Here is a 13,662-nt window from a genome sequence, read left to right on the forward strand (position 1 = left end):
TGGCCGGTTTATTTTTGCGCTACACGCAATCGAGTTTGCTCTTCAGTGCCAAGCAGTGGGTAGTCTAAAAATTTATATGGCATGCCGCCAAGCCGCATATTCCATGCGGGCTGCAGGCCAGGCACGCTGGAGAAGCGCATGGAATATGCGCGCTGGCAGGGTGCATTTTAAAATTTTAAAACGCCCTAGATAAGCGAAAAATACCTTTGACGTTATTGATCCTGGTCCTCAGCTAGCCGCTACACGATTGGCTGAGGACGGTGCTGCCTATCGAGGGCTAGCTAGTCGGTCTGATCTTGAATTGGCACAGACTCGCTTGGCACTGGCGTTTTCACTGCGGCAGCATCGGCTTCTGGCACCAGCTTTTTGGGTTTATGCCGCCACAGACCATCGCTGCTGTAGGCGCTCCAGCCCCACTTGAGCCAAGCCAGTAAAGACCAGGCTAACCACAAGGCCCAGGCCAGCATCAGGGCGCGATACAGCATGATAGGCAGGCTGAGTACCCAGGCGCCTTGCAGCTCTTTGCCAGTTCTATCCAGATACCAATTGAGATTATTTGAACTGGAATTATTCCCCGCTACTTGCATATCTGGGTAGCCCAATAAGCCACCGCGCACCGCGTCGAATAAGATGCTTAGCATCGCCAGACTGAGTAGCAGCAAGGCCAGCTGACGCCAGTTAAATAACCAGGTGGCACTGGTTCTGGTGTTGGCACTACTGCCCGATTCTGCCCGCGCAGCGAAGGCAAAAAACCAGATGATCACAATACTCGCGGCCCACCATTGCACCTGGGTCAGGCCAAGTACCAACAGTATCCAGTGGCGGGTTTGCAGTGGTAAGCCAGACTGTGCGCTAACGCGCCCGAGCGCCACTGCCACGACCAGTAAAATGAGCAGTTTGCCCCAAAATAATATGGCAGGACCGACACCCGGGCCGCTCGTTAGCAGCAACCAGCGATCATGTGGCATCTGCAGGCTGAGGCGGCTATTCACGCTGGCCAGATTGAGGTCTGTGCTTTGCGTGGTATAGCTCAGTGCCATGCCCTGATCGAGACGCCAGCGCACTTCGATTTCTTGTTTACCGGGCAGGATGGGCAAGATCAATTGGCGACCGTTAGCGCGTATCGGCCTGACCTGGCCGTTGATGCTCACGCTTTGTAGCACGGCGTTTGGCGGCAAGCTGATACTGTGATCGCCACCGCGGCTACTGCGCAGACTCAGTGCTAACAAATAATCGCTAGCACGCGCGCCTGGGCTCACCAGTAAGCGTGAATGATCGATAGTCAGGGTTTGCCCGGCAATAGCTTGCGGCCGCTCTATGCGCAGTTTCAGCAGTTCGCCCGGCCATGGGTAAAACGCCAGATCGGCGTCGCTGCCAGCCGCCATCGCCACTGGTGCGATGCCATGGGCCGCAACATGCCAGATGCTAGAGGCGGCGATCAGCCAACTCTCTACCCATGCCGTATTCGGGGTCGCAGTGAGACTGAGCTCAGGCGCTTGCGCTAGCGTCGAACTCCAGCTCAGACTAGTCGCTTGTGGACCGAGATTGACTAAGACCTTACCATCTTTAACGATGATCCCGGCACTGGTCACCGCCTCGCCGGGCAATAAGGGGATCTCGACCAGAGCTGGCACACCAAGCGGTGAATCTCTTTGCACCGTGGTCTCTACACTCCAGAGTAAATCAAGTGCCAGCCGTCTTTGCACCCGCAACAAAGGCGGTAGAGGCTGGGCCTCGCCTATGCTGCCAGCCTTGATGCGGCGCGACAGTTGCAGAGTATCGGCGGCACCGTTGTCGTCCGAGATACCGGCCACATCCCAGCCATCGGCATTGATATCGACGCGTCTTGGTTTGCGCGGCAAGGGTAATTGCAGGGTATCGCGATTACTCAGCTCACCGATCAGCTCTAGCCTATGTTTACCAGCGGCAGCCAGCAACCACAGACCACCTTGTGCATCCTTTTGTACATAGGCGATTTTGCCATCGACCCTCGCCTCGTGCGGCAACCATTGCTTGGCGCCGCCCGGCAAGGGCACTGCGCTGTCGATCGCGGCATCGATCTCTAGACTGAGTCTAAGCGTGCTGCCACTTAATTGCAGCGAGAGTCGGGAAATATCCACGCACTCAGGCAGGCAATCGGCCGGGCGCGTGAGCTTCTCGCGCAATTCATCGAGTTGCTCGGTACTAGGCGACTGCGCTTGTGCCTGGCCGCTAGCGAGCGCTATCAGTACCACGCTCAGCACGGGCACGAAGACTGCAATTGTAGGTATCAAGTGCGCCGATTTAAAACCGCTGGTAGGAGGCTGTGCTGGCGCACCCGCAGACCCGGCATCCGAGTCATCCGGCGCACCTTTGCGTTTGCCTATTTCTGCTACACACCACAGCAATAAACCCAGACACAGCAAGCGCAACAACACCACCAGCTTATTCATCCATGGCGAGAGTAGCCACAGATCGAGTTGCTGATCCTGACGCACTGGGCCATCCCAAGTCAGTCTATAAGTATTCCAGCTCCAGTCCGGCAAACCTGGGCCGGTTTGCACTCTGGCGTTGGGATCTATGCTTTGATAGTTCTGTATCTTTGCTGGCGAAGCTGAAGCTGATGCCGCATAGAGCTTGGACTTCAAGGCCAGCGATCCGGCCACCCGTACCGAAGCATCCCGTTTGCCTTGCTCACCCTCCTCCACCATAGCCTTATCTTCACTGATACTCACCTCCGGTGCGGTGGCCACTTCGATGGCCGCTGCCACGGGCGCCGCCACTGCTAGCGCTGCCGGCGCAGCATGCTGATTAAAACTCATATTCGTGCCATATTCTAAAACCGGATACAAAGCACCACGCACTTGTGCCGTGGCAAACACCAGACTGCTAATGAACAAAACAAATAGGCTAAGCCTTTGCGCCCACAGCATGCCGTCTTTAAAGCGCCCTGCCGGTAACACCCGCATCAATGCCACCGTCGCCAGCAAGACCAACCACAGATAGCGTGGCGCATCGACTTCCTGATACGTCAAGACCAGCAAGATTAATGCAAGCGCGCCCCACTTGCGGCCCCATAACTGGCCGACCGCCAAGGCGATCATCAGCACCACAAAAAAGTCGAGCAAGTTCCAGGCCGAGAGCCAGGCGCCTTGCGCATGATCGGCACCGCCTGCATGCAGCAGACGCCAGCCGGCAGGTAGCGATAAATTCATGCTGAGATTATCCACATCATGCAGCCAACCCAAAGCGGGCAGAGTATGACTAGCCTTAGGTAGCACACTGTCTGCGCTCATGATCAAACGGCCACGCTTGACTTCTACCCCAGCCAGATTATCACTGCCACGCGTAATCAATTGATCCTGACCTGCGATATCGACGCGTCCTAATTGCGCCAGACCACCCATATTCAAACGTGAAGCGAGACTGATATCGCCCTGCAGTCTGTCATTGATCGTGATAGAGGCACCGTCAAAACTCATCCATAGCTGCCGCTCCAGCGCCAGCTTATCCGGTGCTGGCTCGCTATCGCCACGTCGGATTTCTTTCAGGCCGAAACTACTCTCGGCACGCATCAAAAACGCGGGCAGACTGCGCCACTCAGACGGCAAACTGGTTTGCTGCGGATCGACCGCTTCTGGCCCGAACACGCTGACGCTACGCAACAAGGGCGCGGCTTGAAACACCCAGACTTCTTCATTCGCCAGCAAAGCGGCTGGACTTAGGGGCGTTGCTGCTGGCGTTGCTGCTGGCAAGCTCAAGGCTGGCACCAGGCCCGGATGACGCGCTAACACTTGTATGTCCCAGACCCCGGCGCGCGCTTGCACTTTGAGACTGCCGTCGGCCTCTAGGCTGACGGGAAGTAATGCGCTCACTTGTTTAGGAATCATACCGGCCAGCACCGCCCGCCCGAGTATCAGCTCACGATTTTTGCCCGAGACTTCCAGTCGCAAGCGCGTCTCCACTTGCAAAGGAACTCCATCGATGATTTTTCTAAATACCCTTACCTGAGCTTGTTCTTCGCCTTCGCTATCGGTCTTGCGCTGCAACCAGAGCCGATTGCTCTCATCGCGCACCGGCAGATTGATCAGCTGTCCATTCAGTTCCAGGCGCAAGATCCCGGCCGTCGGCGGCAAGGCTAAAGATTCGGGCAAACGACTCCAGTAAAAGCGCCCGCTCAGTCTATGGCTGCCAACGCTTAGCTTGATCGAGGGTAAACCGTCACGACTAAGCACGGCACTGAGCTTGCCATCCACGCTCAACTCTTGCGGCCATTGCTGCTCATCCCCTGGCAAGATTAACCAGCTATCTTGATACACCACCCAGTCTTGCGTGAAAGTGGCACCGCTCGCGCCCGCCTTCAATTCTAAAGTGCCGCCCCAGGCACACTGGCGCGTATTCACATCATTGAATTGATGAGGACAAGTGGCGTCAGGCACGCTATCGAGTACCCAGGGCACCCAGGACTTGAGCGGGTCGGGAATCGCGCTACGCGGGAACTCGGCAGCACCGGCAGTGGCGACTGCAGCCAGATTGAGCAGTAAGCTAAAGATCAAGGCGACTAGGCCTATCCAATTTTTAAGCATATTTATTCCAGGTAGTCAGACTCGATTGATCTGGGGTGGGCGCGGCCAGCAAGCTAGCGACGCAGGCTCTGGTGTAGATTGAGGAAGATTATAAAGGGCTTCATGCTCATTTTTTGCAAACCACACAACAAAAATAGCCGAAACAACATTCAGAATAGGCTGCAAAACTGCTACACAAGATTACTGTTCAGCCCGTTATGCAAAGCCCTTCTCCCGCTCGCGGGAGAAGGGTTGGGATGAGGGTGGTCCAAGTTAAGCGCAATATTCGATTTTTGTAGTCTTAAGCGTATCAGCTATTTGAAGGCAAGCCTTACTCAATCACCCTCACCCCGGCCCTCTCCCGCCAGCGGGCGAGGGGGGGGTAATTGCTGGCTGAACAGTTACCAGGCAAGGCAGATTTGCCAGCTATAGGCCGGAGGCGCATATTCCATGCGGGTTTCCAGCCTATCTGGCCTGTAGCCCGCATGGAATATGGGCCCGCAATTTTCAAGAGCAGGATTTCCTCATTCAAAGCTAGCCATTTGAGGCACTTACACCACGCAAGCAGGGAAGTGTAAATTGACCTGCAAGCCACCGCTAGCCGGGCTAAGTACTTCTATCGTGCCGCCCAATCTTTGCATCAGCGTGTACACCACATGCATACCCAAGCCAGAGCCGCCCTGCCCAAAACGGGTGGTAAAAAACGGCTCGAACATGCGCCGCAGCACTTCTGGCGTTGCGCCCACACCGTCGTCGCTGAAGCTCACATACAAATCTTTGTTGGCCTCCCCTTCCAGATGGGCGACGATGCTGATGGTGCCGCTACTCCTATCCACAAAACCATGGAGTAAGGAATTCATGAGTAAATTCGAAATAATTTGCGAGAGCATTCCCGCTGGCAAACGCACCAAAAGATTATTCGCCAGCGCCGTAATGACTTGCACCTGGCGTTTCTTCATTTCTGGTTGATGGGCAATACAGATGCCGGTCAAGTAGTCATACAAATTCAAGTCGCTGAGTTCATCCGTATCCTGAGTAATGGCCAACATACGGAAATTACTAATCAGTTCGCTGGCTCTATGCAGGCTACGCTCTATCAATTCTGCGCCACTGACTAACTGACTACTGGCCGCTAGCAGACGTTTTCTATCGATATTTTCTGCCTGTATTTGCGGTGCCAACTCGATCGCATAATCACGCAAAGCGGTGACCGTAGTCAGTGCGTTTCCGACTGGGGTATTGATGGCGTGCGCAATCCCTGCCACCAGCGAACCGAGAGCCGCCAATTTTTCACGCTGCAGCAATAGATCGCGGGCATTGGCCAAGGCTTTAGTGCGCTTCTCCACCAGTTCTTCTAGTTCTAGTTCACGCCGCCGATGTTGCAATTCAGCAGCGCAGCGGGCAGAAAATATCGATAACAAGGACAGTGCCAACAGACGTTTGTTTTCATCGATAGGCTTGGTATCAAGCGCAACGAGAATTCCTAGTGTGGTGCCATCGGTGCCGACCATAGGCATGCCAACATAGCTTTGCGCCTGCATATCGACCAGTAAAGTGTCCAGGGGATAGGCAGCTTGAATATCACAAGGATGAAAACACATGCTTTGGTCGTTCACCTCACTGCACGGCGTGTTTTTCAAGGAGTAGGTCAGATTATCCATATAGTCCTGACCCGCCCATACTGCCAGAGTACGATTCGCCTCATCGCCATCGACGCTGACAATTTCACCCGCAATCACATAAAACACGTCGAGCGCAGCGGCTAAATCCTTGACCAGTACCCGAAAAAATTCATCGCCATGCGCACGCGAGGTCGATAGCGTAATCGAACGCAAAGAAGCTTCCGCCAACTTTCGTCTTTCGCTCTCATCAAATAGTGCCGATGGCGCTGCCAGGGTAGAGGTTTGCATGTAGGCTAGCGAATTGTTCATTTAAGAATTCTTTCCGAAACCAAGGGGTTGTAAGCAAAACACAAGCGAAATACAGGCGAAATACAGACGAAAATGAATAGCCGTCTTGGGAAATTTTATAAATACGTAAATTGCATTTTTATTATTTCCCAGTATAAGAGTAAATATAAAATTTGCAAGCACGCTCTGAGTGACGAATGAGGTCAGATCAGCCGACTTCAGACCCTTAGTAGTTTGCTAGCTGAGCAATGTGCTGATTTCTGCATCATTTGACAGCGAAACATCAAGACACGGGCTGAGGTTTTTTATAAGCTAGCCGTATGAAAAAAATATCCATCATCGACTCCCATACCGGCGGCGAACCTACCCGCCTGATCGTAGCAGGCGGCCCTGAGCTTGGTTCCGGCCCGTTGGCGCAGCGCCTGACGCTGTTTAAAGAAAAGTTCGATCATCTGCGCAGTGCCACCGTGTGCGAGCCACGCGGCTCCGACGTGATCGTCGGTGCGCTGGCCTGCGTGCCGCACGATCCTGCTTGTAGCGCAGGCGTGATCTTTTTCAATAACGTTGGCTACCTCGGCATGTGCGGGCACGGCATGATAGGTTTTATTGCCACTTTGGCCTATCAAAATAAAATCGGCCTGGGACATCACAAGATAGAAACTCCGGTCGGAGTGGTAGCGACCGAACTGCACGCCGACGGCAGTGTGACGGTGCATAATGTGCCAGCCTACCGGCATCGGAAAGATGTAAAGATCAGCGTGGCTGGGCATGGCGAAGTGCGCGGTGATGTAGCCTGGGGCGGCAATTGGTTTTTTCTGATCGCCGAGCATGGCCAGAACCTGAGTCTGGCCAACGTCAACGCACTCAGTGATTTTGGCCAGCGCGTCAAAACCGCGTTGGCAGAAGCGCAGATTACTGGCCAGGACGGTGCCGAAATCGATCACATCGAATTATTTGGCGCGCCCACCAATCCGGCCAACGATAGCCAAAACTTCGTGCTCTGCCCGGGTAATGCCTACGATCGCTCACCTTGCGGCACCGGCACTAGCGCCAAACTGGCATGTCTGGCGGCCGATGGCAAACTGGCAGAACGCCAAATCTGGCGTCAGGAAAGCATTATCGGCAGCGTGTTTGAAGCCAGCTATCAAATATTGGAAAGCACGCCAAGGCAAAAAATTCTGCCTAGTATCAAGGGTCAGGCGTTTGTGAACGCCGAAGCGACTTTATTGCTGGACCAGCGCGATCCCTTCGTCTGGGGCATCAGAAATTGAGTCCTTCCGCCAACAGCGTGATCGTAGTCGGTGGCGGCATCATAGGTTGCGCCTGCGCTGCGGCCTTATCCAGGCAAGGCATGCATGTCACCCTCATAGAAGCGGGCATCATCGGTGGCGGTGCTACCGCCGCCGGCATGGGGCATCTGGTGGTGATGGACGATAATCCGGCCGAACTGGCGCTGACTAGTTACTCCTTAGCGCTATGGCGCAAACTAGTCGCCAAACATGCAGCTGGCCACGAATACCATGCCTGCGGCACGATCTGGGTCGCCACCGATGAAGAGGAAATGGTGGCGGCAAAACTCAAACAAGAGAACTTGCGGGCGCACGGGATAGCCTGTCAGATGCTCGATGCACAGGCCCTCGCAAAAGCCGAACCAGGCTTACGGTCTGGCTTGGCGGGAGGCTTAAAGGTGGCTGGCGATGCCTTGGTGTACCCACCAAAAAGCGCCCAGTTGTTGCTCGATCTGGCGCTGGGGTATGGCGCAAAATTAGTACAAGGTGAAGTCAGTGCCTTAGTCCCGGGCGGCGTGCGCCTGGCCGATGGCAGCGCGTATCTGGCATCCGAAGTTGTGATCGCCAACGGGATTGCAGCGGCCACGCTTTTACCCGAACTCCCCTTGCGCTACAAAAAAGGGCATCTGTTAATTACTGATCGCTACCCAGACTTTATCCACCATCAACTAGTGGAGCTGGGCTACATCAAAAGTGCGCATGCGTCGGACGGCGACTCGGTTGCCTTCAACCTACAAGCGCGCCCTACCGGGCAAATCATGATCGGTTCGTCGCGCCAGTTTGATGTCAGGGACAAGGCGGTGGAAAGCGCTATGCTAGCCAGGATGCTAGACAATGCACTGCAATTTGTACCGGGCTTAAACGAGCTCAAAGCGCTGCGCAGCTGGACCGGATTTAGGGCCGCCAGCCCTGATGGACTGCCGCTGATAGGCCAACATCCAGAGCATCCCCATGTGTGGCTGGCGACTGGTCATGAGGGGCTGGGAATTACCACCGCGCTGGCAACGGCTGAACTACTCACAAATCAGATCTGCGGTCTCAGCAGCCAGATCGATACTGTGCCTTATTTACCTTCACGTTTTGACTTAAGCATTCAGCCAACGACATGAGCGACACTATTTCCATCAGCATCGATGGCCAGCCTCTGCAGGTAGCAAACGGCATCAGTGTCGCTGCGGCGATCGCGCTGGCAGGACATTCTTTTAGCAGAATTTCCGTGAGCGGACAGCCGCGCGCGCCGGTTTGCGGCATGGGCATCTGCCAGGAATGCCGGGTCAGTATCAATGGCCGTGCGCAACAACTAGCTTGCCAGACTCTGTGCCAGGAAAACATGCAGATACAGCTAGCCAAGCCGGCTGTCGTAAGTGGGCTCTCGACATGAAAACCGATATTCTCATCATCGGTGCTGGACCGGCCGGATTGGCGGCCGCACAGAGCGCGGCACAAAGCGGTGCCAGAGTCGACGTGATCGATGATAATTTTCGATCCGGTGGGCAGATTTGGCGTGGCGGCGCAGATTCAAATCAAGATCAAAGAGCGCGCGCATTATGGCAAAATTTAAGCGAGAATAAAAAGGTTCACTTCCATTTCCAAACGCGGGTAGTACATGCAAAATCGGCGCACGAGATCCTGACCGAAGACCATCAAAAAGCCCGGCTGTTTGAATGCCAGAAGCTGATACTCGCCACCGGTGCGCGCGAGCTACTGCTGCCTTTCCCTGGCTGGACCTTGCCCGGCGTAACTGGCGCAGGTGGCTTGCAAGCGCTGGCAAAGAATGGCTACCCGGTCGCGGGCAAACGCATCGTAGTGGCTGGTAGCGGCCCCTTGTTATTAGCCGTAGCGGCGAGCCTGATAGAACGCGGCGCTCTGGTCACCCATATTCTGGAGCAGGCCAGCCTGCCACAACTAGGGCGTTTCGCGCTCTCACTACTGGCGACGCCAGACAAGCTATTCCAAGCCTTGCAATTAGCTAAAAAGTTAAGCTCGGCTAGCTATTCCAGCAATAGTTATGTGAGCGCGGCCCATAGCGATGTCAATCAACAACTCAGTACCGTAAGCGTCAACATCCAAGGCCGCCAGCAGAACATTGCCTGCGATTATCTGGCTTGCGGCTATGGCTTGCTGCCCAATAGCGAGTTGGCTGCCAGCCTCACGTGCGCACTAGCTCTCACAGCCAGCCACCCCAAAGTAAAGGTCGATCAATGGCAAGGCACTAGCATAGAGAATGTGTATGCCGCAGGTGAAAGTACCGGTATAGGCGGTGTCGATCTGGCGCTGGCTGAAGGAGCTATCGCTGGTTTTTCCGCCACCGGCAATCAAAATAAAGCGCGCCAATATTTTAAACAAAGACAAACTGGTTTGAAGTTTAGCCAGAAGCTAGCGCGGTATTTTTCTTTGCGCCCGGAACTGCACCAGCTATGCGCAGCAGACACGCTGGTATGTCGTTGTGAGGATGTTTCATACGCCCAATTGCTTGCACATGACAACTGGCGCAGCGCCAAGCTGCATACGCGTTGCGGCATGGGTGCATGTCAAGGACGCATTTGCGGTGCCGCCACGCAGACCTTGTTTAATTGGGACAAAGACGCTGGCCGCCTGCCATTTTCCAATGCGCGGATTACCAGCCTATGTGAACGACAAGAAGACGCACATTAAGCAGCATGACGGCTCAAAATTTTTGATTGTCCATTGCATCGATAGTAAAGGCCGGGGCATCACTCGTTGAATGTCGCTCCGACAAGCGTATTCTCAAAGAAAGATCGGTACTAGAATCGGCATTTTGTATCGCGGTTTCCGCTGAAATTTTTCCAGCCAGATAGAGTGCAAACAGAGATTGATCAAAGGTAACGATGCCCTCCTCATTGCCCTTGCTCATCGCGTCTTTAATTTCGCTCAGGCGTCCACGTTGCATCAACTCCGAGATGAAAGAAGTTTGCAGCAACACTTCTAGTGCCAATACCCGCTTTTGCTTGATTGCCGGCACCAGTCGCTGAGAAACTACGCCTTTCAGATTCATCGATAAATCGAGCAAAATTTGTTTATGCGCCTCTTCCGGGAAAAAGTTAATGAGTCTATCTATGGCTTGATTCGCATTGTTGGCATGCATGGTAGAAATACATAAATGACCTGTTTCTGCATAGGTAATTGAATGCTGTGCAGTTTCTCTATCGCGAATTTCACCTAGCATGATGACATCCGGTGCCTCTCTTAGTGCATTGCGCAAAGCTTCGCCAAAAGTCAGGGTATCGATACCGACTTCGCGCTGATCCACCATCGAGCGCGCATGCGGAAACAGAAATTCGATAGGATCTTCTATGGTTAAGATATGCCCTTCGGCATGCGTGGATCTATACTTGATCATGGCAGCCAAAGTGGTACTCTTACCAGCCCCAGCCGCCCCCACCACCAGCACCAGCCCACGCTTAAGCATGGCTAATTCAGCTACCTTTGCGGGTAAGCCCAGCGCCTCAAAATCCGCTATTTGTGAATTAATCATGCGCATCACCATCGCCACTTCGCCGCGTTGATGGTAGACATTAATACGATAACGCCCCAGATCCTTGCAAGACCATGAAAAATTGCATTCCATGGTGCTGGCAAATTGCTTACGCTGCTCGGCAGTCATAATCCGTTCAGCGATTTCTTTGACTTCGCCAACCACCAGTTTAGGCACATTCAAGGCGAAAATCTCGCCATCGACTTTAATACTAGGTGGCGCACCGGTGGTGAGAAACAGGTCTGAGGCAGAACGTTCTACCATCAGCTTTAGATAGGTATTCATGTCGGTCATGGCAATTCCTTGGTAGCAGATTCTGGCTTTCATGACTTGCGTATTTAGAATTCAAAAAATCTACTTCGCAAGTAATTCATAGTGAATAAAAATACCGATACATCAAGAGTAATTGAGACCTTGTTTTTTTGTTTGTCGCAGATCAATGAAATTAATTGCAAGCGCTACGAAAACAACAGATCATCCCAGAAAAAATACTCAGCTCACTCATAGCAGCAATAGGCAATGCACTAAAAAATTACCTCACTCGCTGGTAATAAACATTGCCCCGATGAAAAAAGTAGCGTAGTTTTTATAGGGTCGTATCATTTTCATTGTATACCTCGCAAAAAGGAAAGCAATCATGATGGATGTCAGTGTTACAGTCCCCAAAAAACTCCTAGGCCTAGCCGCAGCCAGTCTTTTCCTCGGTCTAATCACACCCGCTACAGCGCAAGAGGAAAAATCGAATTCAGACCTGAAAATTTCCGGCTTTCTTTCCATAGTCGGAGGAAAAATTCTTAATGGAAATACGAGTGGCAATTATCTTGGTCCGGCTCAAATAAATGGAAATAATTGTCCCTGTTACACGGCTGATTGGAGTAACGCAGGGGTCTATACGGATAGTGCCTCCCTAACACCTGAATCGCGCGTAGGCATCCAGGTCACCTACAAAATGAACACCAATACCACCTTCGTTGGGCAGCTTGCCAGTCGCGGCACCGATGGTACGCCTAACGTTCAATGGGCTTATGGTGGATACAAGCTCAATCCGAACTGGGAAATTCAAGTCGGGCGAAAGCGCATTCCGCTTTACTATTATTCTGACTTTCAAGACATCGGTGTCTCTTACCCTTGGATCAGCCCACCACCTGAGTTATACGGATGGGAAGCGACTAATTACAACGGTGCCAGCCTGCGTTACAACGGCAATGTCGGGGATACGAATGTGAGTAGCAGCATTTTCATGGGCTCTGAGAAAGTAAAAGATTCTCTATATCAAAAGCTTTACTCCCCTGGAAAAACCGAGGTTTCCTGGAAAAACTTAATGGGTGCCGACTTTGAAGCCAGCAATGGGCCGCTGACAAGCCGCCTGATTTATATGCAGGCGGACGTAAGAAATCAAAACACAGAGATTGGTCTCGACAGCTCTGCGGCATTAAATGCGGTAGGTATTGCGATCAACCTTGATTTCGAAAATTGGTTCGTGCTGTCCGAAGTGACCCAATTGAAACGTGAGTTTAAGGCCAATCAATATACGGTAACCGCACCAGCATTTACCATAGGAGCAGGGTGGCGGATCGGCCAGTGGACACCGTTTATCAACTATGCCGAATACACAGAAAAATCCAGTGATCTTGCACAATATTCACCACAGTCATTTAAGCGTAGCTCGCTGACCTTACGCTATGACCTTGGGTCAAGTAGTGCGATCAAGGCGCAAATTGATAGAAATACGGACGTCACCAATAATTTTGGCGGCAATTCGACCTTATTTCGTATCAGTTATGACCGTGTATTTTAATGAGGGGGTAAATCAAAATGAAAAATATTTTCCAATTTTTTTTACTACTAGGCAGCATGCTGGTGGCCCATACCTGCAATGCGCAAATGGTCGTTGTCGCAGGCATTAACAGTCCGGCGAAAGTGCTCACACGCGAGCAAACAGCGGCACTGTTTCTTGGTAAATCATCGCAATTACCTGGCGCAGGTATTCCAGTGTTAATTGATCAAGTTGAAACTGTTGAGGCACGCCAAATGTTTTATACCAAGGTAACGGATAAAACAGCGGCACAGGTAAAAGCAGTATGGTCTCGTTTGGTATTTTCAGGTAAAGGATCTCCACCAAAAGAGGTTGCCAACAGCGCGGAAGTAAAAAAAATGGTTGCAGCCAATCCGGATGCCATTGGCTACATAGAAAAAAGTGCAGTCGATGGCACAGTGAAAATATTATTTACCATCGATTAAGCTAACACTTGCAGCTGCCAGAAAATCTGATTTTTTTCTGGCACTTTTCTTATATTGTCGGGTGTCAACCCCACACCAAGTAGGTAATCGACTTTACTAAAATCGACTCATTGCTAAATACAAAGACATATTGATGTTAAGCAAATGACGATTTGATTTTTCATGTCAAAGTCAAGACATCG

9 protein-coding genes are annotated in these 13,662 nt (G+C 52.4%); 6 read left to right on the forward strand and 3 right to left on the reverse strand.

What is annotated here, in order from left to right; translation table 11 throughout:
- Positions 1-281: 281 nt before the first annotated feature.
- Positions 282-4,565 carry a hypothetical protein gene (locus EJN92_RS05395; RefSeq protein ID WP_126126871.1) on the reverse strand — a complete coding sequence of 1,428 codons (4,284 nt, stop codon included), beginning with the start codon at positions 4,563-4,565 and terminating at the stop codon, positions 282-284.
- Between the two features lie 530 nt (positions 4,566-5,095).
- Complete coding sequence (locus tag EJN92_RS05400) at positions 5,096-6,475, reverse strand: sensor histidine kinase (RefSeq protein ID WP_227869716.1); 1,380 nt, start codon at positions 6,473-6,475, stop codon at positions 5,096-5,098.
- Positions 6,476-6,774: 299 nt separating this feature from the next.
- Here EJN92_RS05400 and EJN92_RS05405 point away from each other — a divergent pair, with 299 nt between their 5' ends.
- From EJN92_RS05405 to EJN92_RS05420, 4 genes are read left to right on the forward strand one after another with little or no spacing between them, the layout of a single operon-like run.
- Positions 6,775-7,725 (forward strand): 4-hydroxyproline epimerase, encoded by a 951-nt coding sequence (locus tag EJN92_RS05405; RefSeq protein WP_126126872.1) that lies wholly within the window; start codon positions 6,775-6,777, stop codon positions 7,723-7,725.
- On the forward strand, positions 7,722-8,852 hold the full coding sequence (locus EJN92_RS05410) for an NAD(P)/FAD-dependent oxidoreductase (protein ID WP_126126873.1): 1,131 nt from the start codon (positions 7,722-7,724) through the stop codon (positions 8,850-8,852). The genes EJN92_RS05405 and EJN92_RS05410 overlap by 4 nt, the downstream gene beginning before the upstream one ends.
- A gap of 8 nt (positions 8,853-8,860) precedes the next feature.
- The gene (locus EJN92_RS05415; protein WP_407701550.1) at positions 8,861-9,124 is read left to right on the forward strand and encodes a (2Fe-2S)-binding protein; all 264 of its coding nucleotides are present in this window, start codon (positions 8,861-8,863) and stop codon (positions 9,122-9,124) included.
- Complete coding sequence (locus EJN92_RS05420) at positions 9,121-10,398, forward strand: NAD(P)/FAD-dependent oxidoreductase (RefSeq protein WP_126126875.1); 1,278 nt, start codon at positions 9,121-9,123, stop codon at positions 10,396-10,398. The genes EJN92_RS05415 and EJN92_RS05420 overlap by 4 nt, the downstream gene beginning before the upstream one ends.
- Positions 10,399-10,411: 13 nt before the next feature.
- Here EJN92_RS05420 and EJN92_RS05425 read toward each other — a convergent pair whose 3' ends face one another.
- Positions 10,412-11,566 (reverse strand): PilT/PilU family type 4a pilus ATPase, encoded by a 1,155-nt coding sequence (locus tag EJN92_RS05425; RefSeq protein WP_227869717.1) that lies wholly within the window; start codon positions 11,564-11,566, stop codon positions 10,412-10,414.
- Between the two features lie 310 nt (positions 11,567-11,876).
- On the opposite strand from EJN92_RS05425, the gene EJN92_RS05430 reads away from it, so the two are divergent.
- Complete coding sequence (locus EJN92_RS05430; RefSeq protein WP_126126877.1) at positions 11,877-13,037, forward strand: hypothetical protein; 1,161 nt, start codon at positions 11,877-11,879, stop codon at positions 13,035-13,037.
- A gap of 17 nt (positions 13,038-13,054) precedes the next feature.
- Positions 13,055-13,480, forward strand: a complete 426-nt coding sequence (locus EJN92_RS05435) for a type 2 periplasmic-binding domain-containing protein (protein WP_227869718.1) — start codon at positions 13,055-13,057, stop codon at positions 13,478-13,480.
- The last annotated feature ends 182 nt before the right edge of the window (positions 13,481-13,662 follow it).

The organism is Undibacterium parvum, assembly GCF_003955735.1.
GTDB classification, from domain to species: Bacteria; Pseudomonadota; Gammaproteobacteria; order Burkholderiales; family Burkholderiaceae_D; genus Undibacterium; species Undibacterium parvum.

What these genes read in the sequence shown, in the direction of transcription:
- EJN92_RS05430 (WP_126126877.1), top strand. Translation starts at nt 11,877, where the DNA reads ATGATGGATGTCAGTGTTACAGTCCCCAAAAAACTCCTAGGCCTAGCC.
- EJN92_RS05425 (WP_227869717.1), bottom strand. Translation starts at nt 11,566, where the DNA reads ATGAAAGCCAGAATCTGCTACCAAGGAATTGCCATGACCGACATGAAT.
- EJN92_RS05435 (WP_227869718.1), top strand. Translation starts at nt 13,055, where the DNA reads ATGAAAAATATTTTCCAATTTTTTTTACTACTAGGCAGCATGCTGGTG.
- EJN92_RS05395 (WP_126126871.1), bottom strand. Translation starts at nt 4,565, where the DNA reads ATGCTTAAAAATTGGATAGGCCTAGTCGCCTTGATCTTTAGCTTACTG.
- EJN92_RS05405 (WP_126126872.1), top strand. Translation starts at nt 6,775, where the DNA reads ATGAAAAAAATATCCATCATCGACTCCCATACCGGCGGCGAACCTACC.
- EJN92_RS05420 (WP_126126875.1), top strand. Translation starts at nt 9,121, where the DNA reads ATGAAAACCGATATTCTCATCATCGGTGCTGGACCGGCCGGATTGGCG.
- EJN92_RS05400 (WP_227869716.1), bottom strand. Translation starts at nt 6,475, where the DNA reads ATGAACAATTCGCTAGCCTACATGCAAACCTCTACCCTGGCAGCGCCA.